Here is a 21,949-nt window from a genome sequence, read left to right as displayed (position 1 = left end):
CGTGCTCCGGAACAGGTCCGGGCGGAGCGGCGCACACCCGCTCCGCCCGGACCTGTTCAGGCCGCGCCGCGCACGGCGCGCCTCACCAGAGCAGGATCATCGCCGGGACCGACTGCGATCCGGCGAACCCGTCGCCGCCACCGAAGTCGACCTGCACCCAGTGGGCGCCGGCGCCGAGCTTCGGCAGCTTCACGCTGAACCCGCCGTTCTCGCCCGCCTCGATCGGCTCGGTCGCGACGACGTCGCCGTCGACCAGCACCGAGACGGTGCCGACCGGGCGCGAGCCGTCGAGCGCGGTGACCTGTCCGGAGACCTTGATCGTGCTCCCGGCCTTCGCGATCGCCTTGCTCGGCGCGGCGAGCGTCACCGTGGCGACGCCGGCCGGCTCCTGCTCATCGACGAGCACCGCCGCGGTGCGTGCCGGCAGGGTGAGCGTGCCCGACGCGGCATCCCACGACGTGCCCTTCACGACCTCGTCGGCACCGCCGGCCTGCACCTCGTTGAGCGCGAAGTCGCGCCCCGCGAGCCCGTCGACCTGCTCGGTGATCGCCTCGGGCGAGGCGTTGAACACCACCATCGCACCTTCGAGCGACGCGTCGAGGTCCTCGCCGACGAGGTCGTCGATGAGCATCACGATGAGGCCGTCCGTGGCATCCGTGCCGCTGTTCGGGAACGACACCTTCTGCTCGATGAGCTCGGCCGAGCCCAGCTGCAGCAGGTCGACCGACGAGCGCACGCGCAGCAGGTCGAGGGCGGATGCCTCGGCCGAGGCGATGTCGGACGCTGCGGGCTTCAGGGCCGGGTCGGCCAGCAGCGGCTTCATGAACTCCCAGTGGTCCTGGTTGTCGGCCTTCGGCGGCAGGCCCGAGCCGAACGTCGACTCCAGGCCAGTCCAGTCGATCCGGTTGAACCAGTCGCCCGAGTTGTAGCTGTTGCGATCGAGCGACTTCGAGCGCAGCAGCTCGGTGCCGGCGTGCCAGAACGACGGCGTCTGCGCGAAGGTCACGGTCGCGAGCGACAGCGTGTTCATGCGGACGCGGTCGGCCATCGACGTGTCGGTCGGCAGCTTGAAGACCCCGAGATCGAACAGCGTCTCGTTGTCGTGCGCGTCGACGTAGTTGATGACCTCGTCGGGCTGGTCGGCGTAGCCGGCCGGTACGCCGTTGTAGTCGACCTCGGCGCCGCTCTTGACCACGCCGTCGTACCCGGTGAACTCGAAGTCGCGGAGGTTGCCCGCGAGCCCGAGCTTCACGAGGTCGGTCTGCTGGCCGAGGTTGCGGATGCCCTCGCGCGTGGGCAGGCCGTTCGGCTCGCCCGCGAGGCCGGTGCCGAAGCCCTGCTCGAACTTCGACTTGCCGTCGACCGGGCTGCCGCCGTGCACGCCGTCACGCAGCCGGTCGTTGAACGTGCCGATGCCGGTGCCGCCGAGCTGGCCCTGAGTGGCCTGCGTGAACCGGGCGTTGTCCGCGACCTCGCCGAAGTTCCAGCCCTCGCCGTACAGGTACACCTTCGACCCGTCGACGCCGTCCTCGGCGAGCGTGAGCTCGTCGAGCGCCGCGCGCACCGCGAGCAGGTTCTCCTTCGAGTGGTGGCCCATAAGGTCGAAGCGGAAGCCGTCGACCTTGTACTCCTTGACCCAGAGCACGGTCGAGTCGACCATGAGCTTCTCGCCGAGGGCGTGCTCGGTCGCGACGTTCTGGCAGCACGTCGAGGTCTCGACGCCGCCGTTCGCGTTGAGCCGCTGGTAGTAGCCCGGCACGACCTTGTCGAGCACCGACTTCTCGCCCTGGCCCGACTGCGCGGTGTGGTTGTACACCTCGTCGAGCACGACCTGCAGCCCGGTGGCGTGCAGGGCGCCGACCATCTCGCGGAACTCCGCGACGCGCGCGCCGCCCTCCGGGTTCACGGCGTACGAGCCCTCGGGCGCCTGGAAGTGGTACGGGTCGTACCCCCAATTGAAGCCGTCGAGGTCGCGGATCTTCTCGAGGCACGCCTGCTGCTCCTCCGAGGCCGGACCGTACGACGCGAGGTCGCAGTCGGGGGTGGCCTGGAGGGACCGTCGCTCCTCGATGGTCGCGATGTCGAACGTCGGCAGCAGGTGCACGGTGTTGATGCCGGCGTCGGCGAGCTCGCGCAGTTGCGCGGTGCCCGCGCTGTCGCGCGTGAACGCGCGGTACGTGCCCCGCTCGGCCTCGGGCACCGTCTCGTCGGTGATCGAGAAGTCGCGCACGTGCAGCTCGTAGATCGCGCGGTCGACCGGGCGGTCGACGGCCGGTGCGGGCGTCGACGCCCACTGCTCGGGTGCGAGCACCGGGTCTTCGAGGTCGACGACGACGGTGCGCGCCGAGTTCACGGTGAGCGCGGCCGAGTACGGGTCGGTCACCGAGTTCGACTCGATCTCGCCCGTCGTCGGGGCGAACACCTCGACGAGCCAGCGGTACTCGTCGCCCGCTCCGATCGCGGCATCCGTCACCGACCAGGCACCGGATGTCGCGTCGAACGTCGCGGGCAGCACCTGGGGGTCGCCGGTCGCGCCGGCCTCCCACAGCTGGAGCGACACGGACTGCGCCGTCGGCGCCCAAACGGACGCGGTGACGGCGTCGCCGGCGAACGAGGCGCCGAACGCGGCGGAGGCCGCGCCATCCGCGTACAGGTCGTCGAGCACGCCCGGCAGCTGCACCCCGGTGAGGGCGGTCAGCTCACCCTGCTGGTTGAGCCCCGTCGAAACCCGCTGGGCCACCTGCAGCTCCTCGGTGAGGAGCGCGGCGATCGCCTCGCGGTCGAGCCCGACCGGCCGCAGGGCCGCGTAGCTCGCGAGGTGCGGGAACGACGCGGCGAGCTCGTCGCCGATGCCGGCGGGGTCGATCTCGAGCTCGATCGGCTCGCCGCCGCCGGTCACGGCGCCGTCGGCGACCGCGAGCCCGGCGTCGGCCGAGTGCTCGAGCGTCCACGAGAGGTCGCCGGGCGCGACGCCGCCGAGCAGCGACTGCGGCCACGCGAGCGTGTTCGCGTCGAGCCAGTACGCGCGCTGCGTGCCGGTGCCCGCGAGCGGCGGGTCGGCCACGACGATCTCGAGCACGTGGGTGGCGAGCGTGTACCGGAAGGTCACGAGCTTGCCCTCGGTCGCGCTGAACGAGAGGTTAGCACCATTCCGCACGCCGTCGGCGCCGTAGTTCTCGTCCCACGAGAGGCCGTGCGCGACCTTCAGCTCGTAGTTTCCGCTGGGCAGCTGGTCGGTCGCGAACTCGTACACGCCGTCCTTGTCGCCGTCCTGCGCGAACGTGACCATGCAGTCGGGCGCCCAGTCGCCGGGGCAGCCGAGCTCGGACTGCAGGTTGCCCGGCAGTGTCACGATCGGCCCCTCGGCGGTCGACGAGAAGACCTTCGTGCGGGGGTCCCAGTAGAAGGTCACGGGAGTGGTGCCATCCGTCGTGTAGGTGGCGTTCGCACCGTCCTGCACGCCGTTCGCGCCGTAGTTCAGCGCCCACGAGCCGTTGATCGCGACCTTGTACTCGTACGAGCCGGCCGGGACCTGGAACGTGCCGGCGTAGATGCCGTCGGCGCGCTTCGTGAGCTTCGCGGCCTCGCAGCCGGGGGCCCAGTCGCCCGCACAGCCCATCTCGGAGTTGTGGCTGCCGGGAACCGTCACGAGGCCGATCTCGGGCTCGGGCTCCTCTTCGACGACGAGGTTGACCGCGTTGCCGACCGACGCGTACGTCGAGGCGGCGGCGCGCTGGCCCGCGGCATCCGTCGAGATCGCGCGGTACTCGACGAGGGTGCCCGGAGCGAGGCCCGCGGTGTCGTGGAAGACGCGCGGCGTGGTGTCCTCGGCGGTGCCGAGCGGCGTCCACTCGTCGGAGCCGGCGACGCGCCAGGCGAAGCTCGTCTCCTGCCAGGTCGAGTCGGCGACATCCGCCGAGACCGGGGTCACGCCCGTGACGCCGGCGCCCGCGGCGGGCACGTCGACGGCGATGGCGGATGCCGCCTCGGGCGCCGTCACCTGGCGGTTGGCGCGCAGCACGACCGCACCGAGTGCCGGCACTGCGACGGATGCCACGCCCTCCGCGTTCGCGGTGACGCCCGGGCCGTCGGTGCCGGCCGTTCGGTACAGCGGCGTGAACACGCCGCCCGCGGTCAGCGTCGACACGTCGACCGTCTTCGCCTCGTTCGCGTTGTTCACGGCGACGAGGTACTCGACCTTCTCGTCGCGGTCGACGCGGCTGAATGCGTACACGCCCGCGCCATCCGTCACGTACCGCTCGATCTGGGCGCCCCGGTCGAGGGCGGGGTGCGCGTCGCGCAGCTCGGCGAGCGCGGCGATGTGCTCGTACAGCGGTGCGGTCGTGTCGTACCGGTCGACGCTGCCGGCGTTCTCGCCGGTGACCAGCTTCTGGTTCACGTACTCGGCCGTCTCGCTCGCGAAGAGCGTCTGGCGCGCGTCCTTGTCACCGCCGGTACCGGCGAAGCCCTGCTCGTCGCCGTAGTAGACGACGGGCTGGCCGCGCGTGAGGTACATGAGCTCGTGCGCGAGCTCGTCACGCTGGAGCGCGTCGCCCGTGTTCGCGAGCATGTAGCCCACGCGTCCCATGTCGTGGTTGCCGAGGAAGGTCGGCAGCGCCGTCGCCGACGAGTCGGGCGTCGTGTAGTAGTCGTCGCCCGCGAACAGCGACTGCAGGTTCTTCGAGCTGTTGCCCGACGCGTACGAGACGGCCTGCGACTGGAAGGTGAAGTCGAGCACCGAGTTCATGTCGGAGTTGCGGACGTACGGCGACAGCTTCACGGGGTCGGCGTCGTAGACCTCGCCGAACATGAAGAAGTCCGGATTGCCGGCCGCGTGTGCGTAGTCGAGCACCTCGGTCGACCACTGCTCCCAGAACTCGAAGTTCACGTGCTTGGCCGTGTCGATGCGGAAGCCGTCGATGCCGAGGTCGATCCAGCCCTGGTAGACGTCGATGAAGCCGTCGACGACGGTCGGGTGCTCGGTCATGAGGTCGTCGAGGCCGACGAAGTCGCCGAACGTGACCGACTCGCCCGACCAGGTCGAGTCGCCGCGGTTGTGGTACAACGTCGGGTCGTTGAGCCAGGCCGGAACCTTGAGGTCGGCGTCCTCGGGCGCGATGACGGGCGTGTACGGGAAGCTCGTCGCGGGGTCGAGTGCCGGGAAGGCCGGGTCGGCGGCGCCGGCGTAGTCGCCGGGATCGAACGCGGTGCCCGCGGCATCCGTGTAGGGGCTCGTCGCCTGGTCGATGTACGAGTACTGCTGCTCCTCGTAGTCGATCACGTCGGCCGTGTGGTTCGTGATGATGTCGAAGTAGACCTTGATGCCCTTGGCGTGCGCCTCGTCGATGAGGGCCTCGAGCTCGGCGTTGGTGCCGAGGTGCGGGTCGATCTGCGTGAAGTCGGTGATCCAGTAGCCGTGGTAGCCGGCCGACGCGTTCGCTCCCTCGCCCTGCACCGGACGGTTCATGAAGCTCGGCGTGAGCCAGATCGCGGTCGTCCCGAGCCCGTCGATGTAGTCGAGCCGGTCGCGCAGCCCCTGGATGTCTCCACCCTGGTAGAAGCCCTTGTCGGTCGGGTCGAACCCGGTCGTCAGGCGGTCGCCCTCGAGGCCGCCCTCGTCGTTCGTCGGGTCGCCGTTGGCGAACCGGTCGGTCATGACGAAGTAGAAGTTCTCGGTGCTGCCCGGCTGGCGTGCGGGTGCGGCGACGAGCGCGGCATCGGTCGCGTCGTCGTAGGCGCCGCGGGTCTCGAGCAGCTCGAGGCCGACGCGCTTCTGCGTGTCGTCGAACACGACGCGCACGTCGGTGTCGCCGCCGACCGTCAGCGGGATGTTGTCGCCGCCGCCGTTCAGGCCCCAACTCGCGTCCCACGAGTCGTTCGCGGCGACCTTGTACTCCCACGAGCCCGCGGGCACGGTGAACTCGGCCGCATAGACGCCGGCCGTGTCGGTCGGCGGCAGGTGCGTCGCCTCGCAGGCTGGCTGCCAATCCTCCGAGCACCCGAGTTCGGACTGCAGCGACCCGACGAGCGCGAACGTGTCGCCCTCCTCGGCCGCCGCCCCGAGGGGAACGACGGAGAGCACGGAAGCCGCGACGGCGCCCGTCACCCCCAGTGCCAACCAGCTGCGAGCGCGCGCTCGATGCGTCATCTTCGACTCCCGATTCCCCGGCACGACACCGTGCCTGAACGACATTGGGTGCGACGCTATCGGGTGGCGGACGGTTAATGCAAGCGCTTGCAAGATCGGATGGCGGAACTGCTCGGCCGCGGATGCCTCACCCGGTCTGCTGAGAGCCGCACGGGCCCGTGCGATTGGAAGCGCTGCCACGAGCCGCCCCTCGTCCGCGGGGTACCGGGCACGAATGGGCACAGGGAACGGGGTGGGTCCTGGTGCCCTGTGCCGGTCACATGAGTCGTCCGACGGCGACGGCGCGGAAGTGCTCGGTGCGGAGGGAGTCGGCCTCGCGCTGCAGCTCGTGGAGTTCCCAGGGGTCCATTCCCTCGAGCCGGGCGGAGCGGGCCCGAGCGACGGCGAGCGCGGCGGAGCGGAGGAGGCGCCCGGGCAGCGTCCAGCGCCGGATCCGGCGGGAGGATGCGGTCGGGGCGAGGACTGCGGAGTTCATGGTGAGGTCTCTCGTGAATCGGTGAACGGGTGGGTCGGTGGGTCGGTGGATCCGCTGATCGGGAGGCCGTCTGGATGACCGGGTGAGCGGATCAGCGGGGCAGGGTCGGCGTCCGGCGGTAGCCGTCGCGACGGAACTGCACGGATGCGCCGGTGACCGCCGCCGCCGCGAGCAGTCCCAGCAGGATCATGGTTGCGAGCATGTCGCCCCTCCTCTCCGTCTCGAACTTCGGGGCCCGATCGGGCTCATCTCAGTTCTACGACTGGGGGGCATGGCGGCTCATCGGCGACGACTACCGAGATCAGACGGTCCGCATACCGACATCGGCCGCGGCATCACCGAAGGCGGAACGGACGAAGGCGGGAGGGAAGGCGGCGCGCGACGCTCAGCCGGCCTGCTCGAGCACCTCCGGCGCCATCCGAGCGGCCTCACTCCGCGTCGCCACGCCGAGCTTCGCGAGCACGGCGGCGACGTGCGTGTCGACGGTGCGGACCGACAGCACGAGCCGGTCGGCGATCTCGGCGTTCGTGAGGCCCTCGGCGACGAGCCGGAGCACCTCGACCTGCCTCGCGGTGAGGCCCGCCGGATTGGCGCGGGTCAGGGTCGAGGGCCCGCGCGGGATGGTGCGCACCCCGCGTTCGCGAAGTCGTGCCCTGACGACCCGCGCGAGCGGCACGGCTTCGAGGCGGTCGAGGATCGCGAGGGCTGCGACGAGGTCGGCCTCGTCCGGGCTCTCGGCGAGCGCGGTGGCCTCGTGGTACGGCGCTCCGGCGGCATGCCAGAGCTCCGCGGCCCTCCGCCAGTCGCCGCGGGCCTGCACGGCGAACGGGTGCTCGTCGTCGGGCGCGACCTCGACCTCGTCCCCCGCGGAGCGCAGGACGTACGCGAGCTCGGCGCGCAGCGACCGGGCGTCGAGACGGTCGGCCTCCGCGAACTCCGGGCGCGCGATGGCACGGGCCGATGCGGGGTCGCCTCGCAGCAGTGCCGCCTCGGCTCGCGCGGCGGCCACCGGCCCTCGTCGCTGCAGCTCACCGAGCTCGACCGCGAGCCGCCACGCCTCGTCGAGCAATGCATCGCCCTCGGCGTCGCCACGCCGGACGTGCACGGTTCCCGCGACCATCAGGGCCACGCACCGCGCGTGCGGCGCCTCGATCTCGCGATCGAGGGTGTGCAGCGCGTCGTCCCAGCGCGCGCGGGCGAGGTCGAGCCGAGCCTGCTCCATCTGCTGGTAGGTCACGAACCCGATGAACTCCGCGCGCTCCGAGATCTCGAGGGCGCGCGCCAGGTAGTGCTCCGCGAGGTCGAGCCGGTACTGGTCGAGCAGGCCCCACACGAGGTTGACGGAGGCGCGGGCGGCGTCCTCGATGTCGTCGACCGCCAGCGCCACCTCGGCGGCCTCGATGAGCTCGGCCATGCCGGCGTCGTCGGCGAGGAACATGAGCGCCGTGCCGTGGTTGTTCAGCGCGTGCGAGAGCACGCCGGCGGCGCCCGTCTCCCGCGCGATGTCGATGGCGCGGCCCGAGAGCTCGATGGCGCGGGTGGTCTCGTGCGCGAGCAGGGCCAGCTGGGCCTCGTTGCTCAGCGCCATCGCGTACAGGCTCGGTTCGCCGGCGTCGACGAGCACCGCGGAGGCCTCGCCCGCCGCCGCTTCGGCCTCGGTGCGATGCCCCGCGAACCACTGGAACCGCGACATCCACCGCAGGCTCGCCCCCAGCCGGTGCGCGTCGCCGAACTCCCGGCGCAGCGGCATCGCCTCGGACTCGGCGATCACGGCCTCCTGGGCGAATCCGACGGTGTACGCCTCGATCGCGTACTCCTCGAGCAGGTCCGCCCGCTCGGCGGGCGGGTATCGATCGGCGTGGGCGCGGGCCACCCGGAAGTGCGCCGCCGCCTGTCGGTGCGCACCGGATGCCGCGGCATCCCGGGCCGCGCGCGGAGCCCACTCGACGATGACGTCGAGATCGCCCGCCGCGAGCGCATGGTGCACGAGCGTCGCGGGATCCGCGTCGCCCGCCGCGAGGAGCGCGGCGAGCACCCGGCGCTCGAGCTCGATCCGGCGCGAGGCCGGAAGCCCGTCGACCACCGCGCGCCGTGTCAGCTCGTGGCGGAACCGCACCCCGTCGGGCTGCACGACGAGGAGGCCGCCCTCCTCTGCGGCGCGCACCGCGCCGGCACCGCCGGGCACCAGCCGTGCGAGCAGGTTCGCATCCACGGCCGACGGCACGACGGCGAGTTGCTCCACGTGCTCCTGGGTCGCGGCGTCGAGCCGGCGGAGTCGACCGGTCACGGCGTCCACCACGGTGGGAGGCACGCGCACCTCGTCGGCCGACGCCACGAGCTCGCTGACGAAGTAGGGGTTCCCGTCGGTCAGCGCCACCACGCGGTCGACGTCGACCCCGGTGCCCGCGGTCAGCTCGCCGACGGCGGCGGGCGAGAGTCGCCGCGGCGCGATGCGATCGACCCGATCGCCGTGTCCGAGATCGCCGAGCAGGCGGTTCAGCGGATGATTGCGGTCGAGCTCGTCGCGGTAGGTGAGGACCAGTGCGGCCGGCAGGTCGTCGATGCGACGCGCCAGGAAGCGGACCGCGTCGAGCGTCGCCTCATCGGCCCAGTGCACGTCCTCGATGACGAGCACCGTCGCGGGCGTGCCCGACAGCTCCTCGCGCAGCGCGTCGAAGACCTCCTCGCGGTCGCCCGCGCGGAGCGCCTGCCCGAGCCGCGGCCCGACCGAGGACGTGAGGTCGCGCAGCGGACCGAGGGGCCTGGGCGTCGACATGGCGTCGCCGCGCCGAGGAGCACGCGCACGCCGTCGGGCGGCTCCGCGCGGAGCGCGTTCACGAGGCTGGACTTGCCGATGCCCGATTCACCGTGCAGCAGCACCAGGCGTCCGCGCGCCGCGGCGGCATCGCGCGCCGCGGATCGCAGCGCGTCGAGTTCCCGATCGCGTTCGAGCAGGGCCCGGCCCATGCAGCGATCGTGCCCGCGAGTCGTGGCGATCGCAACCGTGCCGTCCCGGAGCCGCACGTCGGATGCCACGAATGTTCCCGTTCGTCACGAGCGTGCCCGTTCGAACGGGCGGTCTCGGCTCGAACGGGAACTGTCGAGCGTACGGTCCGGACGGGAGCGGTCGAACGTCCCGGCCGGACGGCGACAGTCGGGACGGGACGGCCGGATCAGAGACCCGAGTAGGCGTGCAGCCCCTTGAAGAACAGGTTCACCACGGTGAAATTGAACAGCACCGCGGAGAATCCGATGATCGCGAGCCAGGCCGATCGCGTGCCGCGCCATCCGCGCGTCGCGCGCGCGTGGATGTACCCGGCGTAGACCACCCAGATGATGAAGGTCCACACCTCCTTGGTGTCCCAGCCCCAGTAGCGGCCCCAGGCCTTCTCGGCCCAGATCGCGCCGGCCATGAGCGTGAACGTCCAGAGGATGAAGCCCACGATGTTGACCCGGTACGCGAGGCTCTCGAGCGAGGCCGAGTCGGGCAGCGTCGCCAGGAACGACTTCTTCACCGCGTCGGCGGTGGCGGCGATCGCCTCGCGGCGCGCCTGCATGAGCTGCACGACCGACAGCGCGAACCCGAGCGCGAAGAACCCGACCGCCGTGGTCGCGACGAACACGTGGATGACGAGCCACACCGACTGCAGCGCCGGCGGCAGCGGCACGACGCTCACATAGAAGTTCACGGTCGCGACGCCGAGCAGGACCAGCACCAGCCCGGTGATGAACGTGCCGAGGAACCGCAGGTCGGTCTTCGAGATCACGAGCACCACGAGGTACACCGTGGTGACGACGAGCGTGCCCGTCAACGCGAACTCGTACATGTTCGCCCACGGCACGCGCTCGGCCGCGATGCCGCGCAGCACGGTCGCCCCGAGGTGCAGCAGCCACGCGATCACCGTCATCGCGACGGCGACGCGCAGCACGGCCGAACGCCCGTAGGCGACGGGGGCGGATGTCGCGGCACCGGCCTTCGACGACCGGTCGCGCCCGGCGGCTCCCCCGGACGAGGTGGCCGCGGTCGCGCCCGCGCCCGCCGCGGCGAGGACCTCGACCCGCTCGGCGCCGGACCCCGCAGCGACCGTCGCGGACGCGGCATCCGTCGCCGTCGCCGAGGCGGCCGACCGCTTCGCGAGGTCGATCGAGTACGCGATGAACGCGATCGCGTACACGGCCATGGCCGAGTAGACCGCGATGATGGAGATCTCGTCGAGCGTCACCGTTCCACCTTACGTCGAAGCTTTCTCAGGATCTGCGGGAGCGTCCTCAGGCCCGGCGTGCGCGTCCGCGAGCTCCTCGACCGCGCGGTCGAGGCCCGGGTCGTCGCCGCGCGCGAGGCCGGCGTACTCGAGCGTGGTCGTGCCATCCGCCCGGGTCACCGCCTTGACCCACATGCGCCGGCGCGGGATGAAGAGCGAGAGCAGCAGTCCGCCGATGATGAGCACGGCGAACACGAGCACCCAGCCCTGCGACGGGTCGTGGTGCACGTCGAACGAGGCGAAGCGCGGCACGGACTGCGAGAAGTCGTCGGCCGCGGCATCCGGGGTCGCCGTCTCGAACTCGACCGTGCCGAGGCCGTTCGGCAGCTCGGTCGACTGGCCGGGCATGAGCTCGACCGAGTCGACGCCGGTGTCGCCGCCCGTGAGCTGCTCCATCCCGGTCGTGTCGAGCTGGTAGACCGAGCGCGGCGTGCCCTCGTCGATCCCGAGGTCGCCCGAGTAGACGTTGAGCGTCAGCACCGGGTAGACGAGGTCGGGGTAGCTCGACGTGTACGCCCCCGAGGGCAGCGTGGTCTGCGTCGGGTAGAAGAAGCCGACCATGCCGACCTGGTCGGCGAGCCCGTCGGGAACCTTCACGACGCCGATCGAGGTGAGGTTCGCGTCCTGCGGGAGGAACGGGATCGAGTCGGTGAACACGACCTCGCCCTCGGGGTCGCGCACCGTGATCGTCGGCGCGTAGCCGTTGCCGAGCAGGTACACGTCGGTGCCGTACTCGTACAGCGGCTCGTTGACCTTGACCTGGCGCTCGGCCTCGCCGCCGGTGCCGTCGATCGTGACGCGCGCCGTGAAGTCGATCGCCTGCCCGAGCGCGTCGCGGTTCTCGGTCTCGTAGACCGCGTCGAGCTCGTCGAGCGTCAGCCGGTACGGCGTGAGCCGGGTGTCGTCGAAGAAGCGTCCCGGGTTGAACGAGTCGTACGCCGCGAGGGTGTTCACGAACGACTGGCCCTCGACGATCACTCGCTGGCCGGAGAAGCCGAAGCCGCCGCCGACGGCGACCGCGACGAGCACGCCGACGAGCGCCGTGTGGAAGATCAGGTTGCCCGTCTCGCGCAGGTATCCCCGCTCGGCGGAGACGGATGGCGCGCCGCGCACGTCGTACCGCTCGATCCGGTAGCCCGACTTCTTGAGGGCCGCCGCGGCCCGCTCGACCGCGGCCTCGGGCGTCTCGCCGTCGCCGAGCGGCCGCTCGGTGTACGCCGACAGGCGCGACAACCGCGCGGGCGTCTTCGGCGGGCGGGCCCGCAGCGCCTCGAAGTGGTGCTTCGTGCGCGGGATGATGCAGCCGATCAGCGAGACGAACAGCAGCAGGTAGATCGCCGAGAACCACACCGACGTGTACACGTCGAACATCTGGAACCCGTCGAGCACCGGCGCGAGGTCGGGGTTGTCGGCGAAGTACTGCACGACGCCGTTCGGGTCGCTCGACCGCTGCGGCACGAGCGATCCCGGCACGGCGGCGAGGGCCAGCAGCAGCAGGAGCAGCAGCGCGGTGCGCATGCTCGTGAGCTGGCGCCATCCGAAGCGCAGCCACTCGACGGGACCGAGCTTCGGGGCGTTCACCGGGCCCGCGGAGCCGCCCGAGCCGGCGACCTCGCCGTCGCCGGCGGCGGTGTCGGCGCCGGCGCCGCGCGAGCCGTCGTCGTAGTCGGCCGGGCGCAGCGGGTCGACGCCCGTGTCGCGCGCCGGCGTGCCATCCGCTCGCCCGCCGTCGGGCCGCGCCTCAGATCGCGGGGACGAAACCACTGATCACCGCCTGCAACTCGTACATCCAGATGGTCCAGAGGCCCGACACCATGAGCAGGCCGATGGCGATGAGCAGGCCACCGCCGATGAGGTTCACGGCTCGAATGTGCCGCCGCACGAACGCGAGCGCGTTCGCGGCCCAGCCGAAGCCGAACGCGACGAGCAGGAACGGGATGCCGAGGCCGATGCAGTACGCCAGGCCGAGCAGCGCGCCGCGGCCGGCGTTGCCCGCGTCGGCGCTCAGTGCAAGCACGACCGCGAGCGTCGGGCCGATGCACGGGGTCCAGCCGAGGCCGAACACGATGCCGAGCACCGGCGCTCCCGCGAGCCCGGTCGCCGGACGCCACGACGGCTTGAAGGTGCGCTGCAGGAACGTGAACTGGCCGATGAAGACGAGCCCCATGCCGATGAGCACGACGCCCAGCACGCGGATGATCACGTCGGAGTAGAGCCGCAGCCACGCGCCCATCGCGCCGAACGCGGTCGTGAAGAGGAGGAAGACCAGCGTGAAGCCGGCGATGAACAACAGCACGCCGAGGAGGAGCCGGCGGCGCGCACGGCGCTGCTCGTCGGCGTCGGCGCTCGCGTCGGCGAACCCGCCCAGGTAGCCGAGGTACCCCGGCACGAGCGGCAGCACGCACGGCGAGAGGAACGACACGAGCCCCGCGGCAACCGCGATCGGCACCGCCGCGAGCAACTGGCCGCTGAAGATCGTCTCGCCGAGGTCCATGCGCCGCTACGCCTGCTCGGCGATGACGTCGCGCACGATGGTCTCGAGGATCGAGGCGTCCTTCAGCTGGCCGAGGATGCGCGCCGCGACGCGGCCCTCGGCATCGAGCACGATCGTCGTCGGCACGGCGGCGGGCGGCACCTCGCCGGCGAACGCGTACTGCACGGCGCCGTCGTTCACGTCCACGATCGACGGGTAGGTGATGCCGTAGTTCTCCTCGAAGGATGCCGCGGTCGCGGCCTGGTCGCGGACGTTCACGCCGACGAACGACGCGCCGTCGCCCTCGAACTCCTGGGAGACCTCCTGCAGGAGCGGCGCCTCGGCACGGCACGGCGCGCAGCCGGCGTACCAGAAGTTGACGACCGTGACCTGCCCGGCGAGGTCGGCCGAGTCGAGCGCCTCGCCCTCGATCGTCTCGCCCGCGAACGCGATCGGCTCGCCGCGCTCATCGGCGGGGAACTCGGCGATCGTGCCGTCGCCGGCGATGTAGCCCTTGTTGCTGCCCTCGCGGTACTGCTCGGCGAGAGGGTCGCTCGAGCAGCCGGCCAGCACGAGCACGGATGCCGCGGCGAGCGCGACCACTCCGAGGGTTGCGGAGCGGCGCAGCCGCGTCTCGGAACCCGGCCGTGAGGGTTGAGGAGCGCGCCCAGCGCGCATCTCGAAACCCGGCACTCGCGACCCGCCCATCACACCGCCCCCACATCGGTCGCGTTCGCGGCGAGCGAGGCCGCCGGATCCCGGTACCCGACCTCGACGAAGCGCCCGTCACGGCGCTCGAAGCTCGTGATGCTCGACAGTGCGCAGCGACGGCGGCGCGGGTCGTGCGCGAGCGACTTGCCGGCGACGCGGCGGTGCACCATCCAGATCGGCAGCTGGTGGCTGACGAGGACCACGTCGCCCTCGTCGACCGAGTCGGCGGCATCGGACATCGCGTGGAGCATGCGGTCGGCGATCGAGCGGAACGGCTCTCCCCAGCTCGGCTCCCAGGGGTTCACGAGGTACGACCAGTTGCGCACGTCGCGGAGGGCGGAGTCGCGCCCGGTCATCCGCTTGCCCTCGAACCGGTTGGTGGGCTCGATGATGCGGTCGTCGAGCGCGACCTCGAGGCCGAACGCTTCGGCGATGGGCTCGGCGGACTGCTGCGTGCGCTGCAGCGGCGACGAGATCAGTGCGGCGACGTGGCGCTTGCGCGCGGCGAGGTCGCGCGCGGCGCTCGCGGCCATGGCGCGGCCGAGGTCGCTCAGGCCGAATCCGGGGAGACGGCCGTACAGCACGCCCTGCGGGTTGAAGACCTCGCCGTGGCGCACGAGATGGATCTGCTCGGCCGGCACGCCCTCCAGTCTACGAACCGGTTCCCTTCGAAATCGCCGAGCGTCGTGGGCTACCCGTTCCCCCAGCGGCCCAGGTCCGGCATCGGCACCCGGATCTCGTCGAGGTCTTCTACCCGCAGGCCGAATGCGCGTGCAAGTTCGGCTGTCGCCCGGGCAGCCCCTCGCCGAGTCATCGCCGTGCACGAGAGCTCGCGGTCACGCCCGTCGACCTCCAGTTCGAGGACCTTGATCCGTCGACTGGGCGAGAAGTTCGTGAACCATCCCGAGTAGTCGATGAGGATGGCATCGCCGATACGCTCGTGACGGAACCGGTACGTGCGGAACCACGAGACGATGATCAGCTCCGATCCGCGGATTCGGATGCCGACGAAGAAGCTGCGCGCCACGAGCGCTGCGGACGGCACGATGACGAGCAGCATCGCCGGACCTGCGCCCGCGGGTGCGACACTTCCCAGGAGTGACGCGAGCAGCAGGAAGCCGCCGTAGCCGTACCCGAACCCGCGGGCGACCCGACCGACCGGACGAAGGTCGCGGTGCCGCACCGCCGGCGTCGTTCTCGCGCCCGATGCGGCGTCCCGATCCGTCTCCACCGTGGCATCCTCCCAGAGTGCGCACCGCAACCGGTTCACAGGAGTCTCGGCGAACTGCAGGACGGAATCGTGGATCGGCTCCTGTGCATCGTCGGGACTCCTGCAAACCGGGCCGGGCGTGGAGGCCGGGCGCGAGCGGATGGCGCGAGGAGGGCCGGTCGGGCGGGGAACCCCGGCCGGTAGGATGGCCTCTCGTGAACACGCGCACCCTCGTCAAGGACCTCGCCGCACTGCCCGACGGCCCCGTCACCGTCGCCGGATGGGTCGAGACCGTCCGCGATCAGAAGAAGGTGCAGTTCATCATCCTGCGCGACGAGTCGGGTGCCGTGCAGCTCGTGAACCCGGCCGTGCGCGAACTCGACCCCGAGGGCGTCAGCGTCGGCGCGGCCGAGGCGCTCGCACTGACCGAGCAGATCTCGGCGCTCGGCCACGGCACGTTCATCAGCGTCACCGGCCAGCTGAAGCACGACGAGCGCGTCAAGCTCGGCGGGCTCGAGGTCAAGATCGCGACGCTCGACGTCGTGAGCGAGGCGCTCGAGACGCCGATCGCCGCCGACTCGAGTCTCGACAAGCGGCAGGACTGGCGCTTCCTCGACCTGCGCCACCCGAAGCAGAACCTCATCTTCCGCATCCAGACCACGTTCCTGCACGCGCTGCGCACGTACTGGGTCGAGCGCGACTGGGTCGAGATCCAGACGCCGAAGCTCATGGCGTCGGCCTCCGAGTCGCGGGCCGAGCTGTTCGAGCTCGGCTACTTCGACGGCACGGCGTACCTCTCGCAGAGCCCGCAGTTCTTCAAGCAGATGGCGCAGCCGGCGGGCTTCGGGCGCGTGTTCGAGGTGGGCCCCGCGTTCCGCGCCGACCCGTCGTTCACGTCGCGCCACGCGACCGAGTTCACCTCGATCGACGCCGAGATGAGCTGGGTCGAGTCGCACGAGGACGTCATGCGGATGCACGAGGAACTCCTCGTCGCGGGCTTCACGGCGGTGAAGGAGAAGCACGGCGCCGAGATCCAGGAGCTGTTCGGCGTCGAGATCACGGTGCCGGCGACGCCGTTCCCGCGCATCCCCCTCGCCGAGGCGAAGCGCATCGTCGCCGAGCGCGGCTACGTCGTGCCCCGCAACGACGCCGACATGGACCCCGAGGGCGAGCGCCAGATCTCGCAGTACGTCAAGGAGGAACTCGGCCACGAGTTCGTGTTCCTCACCGACTACGCCTCGAGCATCCGGCCGTTCTACCACATGCGCCACGCGGATGACGCGGGCCTCACGAACTCGTACGACCTCATCTTCAACGGCGTCGAGATCTCGACGGGTGCGCAGCGCGAGCACCGCATCGACGTGCTCGTCGAGCAGGCGAAGGAGAAGGGCCTCGACCCCGAGGAGCTCGGCTTCTACCTCGACTTCTTCCGCTACGGCGTGCCCCCGCACGGCGGCTTCGGCATGGGCCTCGCGCGTGTGCTGATGCTCATGCTGCACGAGCACTCGATCCGCGAGACGACCTACCTGTTCCGCGGGCCGACGCGCCTGCTGCCGTAGGTCTCGCCCGACCCTCGGGTTGAGGAGCGCCGGAGGCGCGTCTCGAAACCCGACCCCTGGCGACGGCGCCTCGGCACGCCCGCAACGTGGCGTACTCGACCGGCGCGCGCGGCGGCGGCAGACTTCTCGATGTGGAAGCGCTGTTGCTGTCGTTCGCGCTGGTCCTGCTCGCCGCGATCCTGATCTCCGGGCTCGCGCACCGCACGGTGCTCTCGACGACCGTGCTGTTCCTCGTCGCCGGGTTCCTGCTCGGCAGCGGCATGCTCGACATCGTCGTGCTCGAGGCGACCGATCCCACGGTGACCACGGTCTCGTCGCTCGCGCTGTTCATCGTGCTCTACACCGACGGCCAGGAGTTCGGGCTGCGCGAACTCCGCGCGGCCTGGCACCTGCCCGGTCGGGCGCTGCTGCTCGGCATGCCGATCACGTTCGCGATCACGACGGTGCTCGGCGTCTGGCTGCTCGGGTTCACGTGGCTCGAGGCGGCGCTCGTGGCGGCGGTGCTCGCGCCGACCGACCCGGTGTTCGCGTCGGCGATCGTGGGTCGCGGCGAGATCCCCTACCGCGTGCGCCACCTGCTCGGCGTCGAGTCAGGACTCAACGACGGCCTCGCGCTGCCCGTCGTGCTCATCCTCATCGCCACGGTCGGCGGCCCCGAGGCCGAACCGCTCGTGCTCGCCGAGGAGCTCGTGCTCGGCGTAGCCGTCGGCATCGCCGTCCCCCTGGTGGTGTCGTGGCTCGTGCGCCGTCCGGTGTTCGCCCGCACCCCGCTGTACGCCTCGCTCACGCCCATCGCCGTGGGCCTCATCGTGCTGGGCGTCTGCACGGTCACGCACGCCAACCTGTACCTCGCCGCGTACGCCGCCGGCATCACGGTCGCGACCGCGGCGCCCGAGATGCGCGACGCGTTCCACCAGCTGGGCGGGCAGGTCTCCGAGCTCGTGAAGCTGCTGGCGGTCTTCATGTTCGGGGCGCTCATCTCGCCGGCCCTGCTCGTCGACGTGCCGTGGACGGGCTACCTGTTCGGCGTGCTCCTGATGGTGTTCGCGCGGCCGATCGCGGTCGAGCTGTCGCTCATCGGCAGCCGGCTGCCCTGGGAGGAGCGCGCGACGGCGGCGTGGTTCGGCCCGAAGGGGTTCGCGTCGGTGCTCTACGGGCTGCTCGTGCTGCAGAGCGGCGCGCCGGGGGCGGAGTTCATGTTCCACGTGATCGTCGTCGCGATCGCACTGTCGATCCTCGCGCACTCCTCCACGGACGTGCCGATCGCCGGCTGGTTCGCGCGGCGTGAGGCAGCCGAGCGCGCCGCCCGCGCAACGTGGCGCGACACCCCGGAGGCGTCACCCCGGGGCATCCACCCGCCGCAGTCCGACGAGTGACCGTCAGGACGAGATCGGCGCCCCCGTCGGGATGGATGACAGGAACCCGTCGCGGACTTCGACCCAGATGACCGGGTGGCCGTCGGCGATCGCGACGAGCGCCTCGAACGACGTCACCGGCCGCTTCGTCCCGTTGTCGAGCGCGTAGATCGTCGTCGAGGCGGCCGACTTGACGAACGGCTTGCTCGTGAGCGACTGGTTCGCCCTCGGCAGGTGCCAGCACAGCGCGTCGCTGAGGCCGGCGACGGGCATTCCCTCGACCGCATGCTCCGGCAGCGGCCAGCGCTTGCCGGCGGAGGCGAGCCAGAGTCCGCCCTCGCACGAGGCGAGCGCGTCGAGGACGACCTGGGAGCGCTGGATCCCGGCGAGCGTGCCCTCCGGGACCTGGCGGTACGCCGTGGACAGGCCGAACGCGCGCGCCGATTCGAAGGTGGCCAGTGGTTGCAGGTCGAACGGACCGTCCACGACGTAGACGGTCGGGTCGCCGGAGGTCTTCACGAGCGTGCCGGAGGGGAGCACGTCGGGCCCTCGGTTCAGCGACGCGAGGAACGCGTCGTTGACGGCCCACGCGATCGCCGCGTGCGGGCGCGAGACGTCGACGACCGAATCCCAGCTCTCGACACGACGCTTCAGCCCGTCCGAGAGCATGAACACCGTCGAGCTCGACCTGGACTTGACGAAGATCGGGGTCGCGCGGAGCGAGGTGTCCCCCAGCCGGCACGTCTCATCGGCCAGTGCGGTCGTCGCAAGACCAGCGACGAGCGACGACGAGACCTCGTGCATCGCGCCGTTGCCGAGGAAGTAGTGCGCGCCTGCACATGTCGCCACGTTCGTGAGCTGCGATGCGCCGACGGAGTACGCGCCCAGGTCGGCGCGCGGCACCGTCTCGAAGCCCAGCGACGACGGATTCGAGACGGGACCGGCGCCCATGTCGAGGGCGAGCTCGAAGCTCGGGAGCCTGACCAGCCCGGAGAATCCGTCGACGACGTAGATGTCGGGGCCGTCGCTGGCCTTGACCAGGGTCTTCGGGGCGAAGACCGGCTGCCCCTTCGGTGTCTCCGCGACGAACGACGGATCGACCTGGCGCAGGAGCCCGTACCGGCCTTGGAGGTTCTGCAGCGAGGACATGGTCGTCACCGGCCGAAGGCGGCCCTCCACCAGCGCCCAGACCCTGGCCTCACCGGCGGCCTTCATCAGGGTGAGCCCACCGAGCGGGTCCTGCTGCCGCTGCATGGCAGCGCAGGTCTCGGGATCCAGGGTCAGCGGCGACAGGCCCGCCACGGCGGTGTCGGGCACCGGCCATGCCCGACCATCCAGGCCGAGGTAGGTTGCGCCGTCGCAGGAGACGAGCACCCCCAGCGACCGCGGTGCCACCGTCCGAGCGGCGATCGCGGCATCCGAGACCACGCGATAGCTCGTCGGGAGGCCCAGCGCGGCGACGGTGCCGAAGCTCGACACGGGTATCAGCCGCAGGTCGCCGTCGACCAGGTACACCATCGGCTGGGCGGCCGACTTCACGAGCGTGCCCGGCGTCAATCGCTCGGCGACAGTCGGGAGGAGCTCGAGGTACTCGGGCCGGACGGTCAGGAAGTTGGGTGCCTGGGGTGCGCTGAGCCGCTCCGCCTCGCCCATGCTCGCGACCGCCGACTTCGTGCCGTCCGCGACGTGGAACACCACGGGCGATGTCGGGCCCTTGAGCAGCAGCGCTTCGGTGATCGCCGGGGACCGCTGCGGAAGCCGTCGGCAGGCGAAGCCCGTGAGTTCGGACACGGGCAGGCCCGCGGCCTCGTCGGCGGACACGGGCCACGCGCCGCCGTTCGCGCCGACGTACGACGTTCCGTTGCAGTGGACGGCATTGCGCAGCGTGTGTTCGTCGACCTCGTACTCGGCGCGCTCCACCGCGGGCCGAGTCGTGAAGGAGGTCGGGAGCCCCATGTCGGAGACCGTCGCGAAGGACGTCAGTCGCGTCAGGCGCGAGTAGCCGTTCGCGAGGTACACGGCGGATTGGTCGTCGAACTTGAGGAGGCCGCCTGCGACGACGCGCGGGGTGCCGGTGGGGAGCGTGCCGAGGAACGCGTCGTTGACAGGGTGCGCGCCGACTCCGGAGGCGCCCAGCACCTCGTGCTTCCCGGCCTCCTCCTCATCGACATACCAGACGCGGCCGCCACTCGAGAGGTATCCGCTGAAGCGCTCGCCGGTGACGGCGAGCCGATCGCACGTCGACGGGTCGAGTTCGCTCCGAGGCGAGTACGGGAACTCCTTCCAGGTGATCCAGTACAGTCGGCCGCCCGAACCCAGCTGACCTCCGTCGCAGCTCACGAGGTTGCTGAGCGGGCGGAAGTCGATCTCGTAGTCGTCCAGCTGCGCGTCGGGCACCACCGAGTACGAGGTCGGGATGCCGAGGTCCTGGGCCGTCGAGAACGAGGTCAGCCGCACGAGCTCGGTCGGCCCGTCGACCAGGTACACGTCGGCGCCGCTCCCCTTCACGAGGACCCCGGGCTGCAGCCCGACCGTGGGCGAGAGCGTCCTGGTGTTCCACGTGCGGAGTTCGCCCTCGGCCATCGTGAACGTCGGAGACAGGTCGGCGGCGAGGCCGCGCGGCCCGCTGTACCCGGCGCGGACACGGTACTCGCCCGGGAGCAGGCCGCCGAGCCGATAGCCGCCGTCGGCAGCGATGGGCGATCGCTGCACCATCGTCCAGGTCGCGCGCTCCGGGTCGCGGAACTGGAGCTCCGCGTAGACCGAGCCGTCGGAGTACTGGTCGGGCGTCAGTCCGTCGACCGTGACCTTGCCCGTGATCGACGCTGGGCGGTGCACCGTGGCGTCGAGTCGCCGGACGGACGGAGCCGTCAGGTCGATCAGCTCGGGCTCGGTGTACGTCACGCCCGGCCATCGGACCGGCACGAAGCCCTCGGCCGTGATCCACACCTCGTAGTCGCCGGGCCCGATGCTGTCCATGCGGAACGCGCCCGAACCGTCGGTCGTCGCGGTGTAGGAGAGCCATGTCCCGTCGGTGAGGGCCTCGCGAGCGTTCGCCGTCACCGTGGCGCCCCCGATCGCGCCGCCCCCGGAATCGCGGACGGTTCCCGCGATGATGCTCGCAGGTTGGAGCGTGGCGTCGACGCCCTCCTTCGACGCGTCCTGGACGTAGACCACGCCAGGCGTCCGCCCGTCGGCCCACGGCTCGTCGCCGACGTAGTCGAAGCGGACGACGTAGGTGCCCGGATCGAGCCGCAGCGTGTACGCCCCCGATTCGTCGGTGGTCACCGACTCGACGTGCGATTCGCCGCCGACCAGGGCGCTGACCCGCACTTCGCCCGGAAGTGCCGGCCTCGACTCGGACCCGAGGAACACCCGGCCGCTGATGGTGTGCACGGCCGGGATCCTGAGGAACTGCTGATCCTGGTAGATGCCGGTCGACTGCGGACGCGGATTGAAGAGTCCGGATCCGAGGTAGGTGTACCGCACCGAGTATGCGATATCGTCCCGCAGCGTGAGCGTGACCTGCCCGGCGGCATCGGTGAGCGCGCTCGCGGTCGGCTCGACCTGGCCGGATGGGATGGCCTCGACGAGCACCTCGTCAGTGCCGGCGAGCGTGGGCCACGTGCCGAGTACGACGGTCGCCTGCCACGTGCGCTCGGCGGCCTGGACCGGCGCGGGATTCGCCATGGCGAGGACGGCCGCGAGGAGTGCGGCGACGAGCAGCGTCGAGGGTCTGCGCGAGAGGGTCATCAC

Annotated in this window: 12 protein-coding genes and 1 pseudogene; 2 read left to right on the top strand and 11 right to left on the bottom strand. The window is 71.2% G+C overall.

All coding sequences use genetic code 11. From position 1 onward, the window contains the following. Window positions 1–82: 82 nt before the first annotated feature. The 10 genes and pseudogenes from pulA to AC3RKB_RS07495 all read right to left on the bottom strand — a co-directional run bounded on the left by pulA (window position 83) and on the right by AC3RKB_RS07495 (window position 15,300). A complete protein-coding gene (gene pulA / locus AC3RKB_RS07540) occupies window positions 83–6,148 on the bottom strand; it encodes a pullulanase-type alpha-1,6-glucosidase (RefSeq protein WP_491435479.1) in 6,066 nt (2,021 codons plus the stop codon). Window positions 6,149–6,404: 256 nt separating this feature from the next. After that, entirely contained in the window at window positions 6,405–6,623 is a 219-nt protein-coding gene (locus AC3RKB_RS07535) for a hypothetical protein (RefSeq protein WP_491435478.1), read from the bottom strand. A 385-nt stretch (window positions 6,624–7,008) separates the two neighbouring features. Then, window positions 7,009–9,399 (bottom strand): ATP-binding protein, encoded by a 2,391-nt coding sequence (locus tag AC3RKB_RS07530; protein ID WP_491435477.1) that lies wholly within the window; start codon window positions 9,397–9,399, stop codon window positions 7,009–7,011. Between the two features lie 17 nt (window positions 9,400–9,416). After that, window positions 9,417–9,590 (bottom strand): annotated as a pseudogene (locus AC3RKB_RS07525) (AAA family ATPase); the annotation flags it as partial. A 206-nt stretch (window positions 9,591–9,796) separates the two neighbouring features. Next, entirely contained in the window at window positions 9,797–10,804 is a 1,008-nt protein-coding gene (ccsB, locus tag AC3RKB_RS07520; RefSeq protein ID WP_491436776.1) for a c-type cytochrome biogenesis protein CcsB, read from the bottom strand. A 51-nt stretch (window positions 10,805–10,855) separates the two neighbouring features. Continuing rightward, window positions 10,856–12,565, bottom strand: a complete 1,710-nt coding sequence (gene resB / locus AC3RKB_RS07515) for a cytochrome c biogenesis protein ResB (RefSeq protein ID WP_491436775.1) — start codon at window positions 12,563–12,565, stop codon at window positions 10,856–10,858. Window positions 12,566–12,626: 61 nt separating this feature from the next. Then, window positions 12,627–13,379 (bottom strand): cytochrome c biogenesis CcdA family protein, encoded by a 753-nt coding sequence (locus AC3RKB_RS07510; protein ID WP_491435476.1) that lies wholly within the window; start codon window positions 13,377–13,379, stop codon window positions 12,627–12,629. Window positions 13,380–13,385: 6 nt separating this feature from the next. Beyond that, on the bottom strand, window positions 13,386–14,036 hold the full coding sequence (locus tag AC3RKB_RS07505; protein ID WP_491435475.1) for a TlpA family protein disulfide reductase: 651 nt from the start codon (window positions 14,034–14,036) through the stop codon (window positions 13,386–13,388). Window positions 14,037–14,065: 29 nt separating this feature from the next. Further along, window positions 14,066–14,710, bottom strand: a complete 645-nt coding sequence (locus AC3RKB_RS07500; RefSeq protein WP_491435474.1) for a histidine phosphatase family protein — start codon at window positions 14,708–14,710, stop codon at window positions 14,066–14,068. 50 nt (window positions 14,711–14,760) lie between these two features. After that, window positions 14,761–15,300, bottom strand: a complete 540-nt coding sequence (locus AC3RKB_RS07495) for a hypothetical protein (RefSeq protein ID WP_491435473.1) — start codon at window positions 15,298–15,300, stop codon at window positions 14,761–14,763. A gap of 194 nt (window positions 15,301–15,494) precedes the next feature. On the opposite strand from AC3RKB_RS07495, the gene aspS reads away from it, so the two are divergent. Further along, window positions 15,495–16,838, top strand: a complete 1,344-nt coding sequence (gene aspS / locus AC3RKB_RS07490) for an aspartate--tRNA(Asn) ligase (protein ID WP_491435472.1) — start codon at window positions 15,495–15,497, stop codon at window positions 16,836–16,838. A gap of 131 nt (window positions 16,839–16,969) precedes the next feature. Next, window positions 16,970–18,214: a cation:proton antiporter domain-containing protein gene (locus AC3RKB_RS07485; protein ID WP_491435471.1), complete on the top strand. Its 1,245-nt coding sequence runs from the start codon at window positions 16,970–16,972 to the stop codon at window positions 18,212–18,214. A 3-nt stretch (window positions 18,215–18,217) separates the two neighbouring features. Here AC3RKB_RS07485 and AC3RKB_RS07480 read toward each other — a convergent pair whose 3' ends face one another. After that, entirely contained in the window at window positions 18,218–21,946 is a 3,729-nt protein-coding gene (locus AC3RKB_RS07480; RefSeq protein WP_491436773.1) for a carboxypeptidase regulatory-like domain-containing protein, read from the bottom strand. Window positions 21,947–21,949: the final 3 nt, after the last annotated feature.

It is taken from the genome of Agromyces capsici, assembly GCF_058349965.1.
Note: the sequence above shows the minus strand (reverse complement) of the source record. Positions and strands in the feature narration are given on the sequence as shown.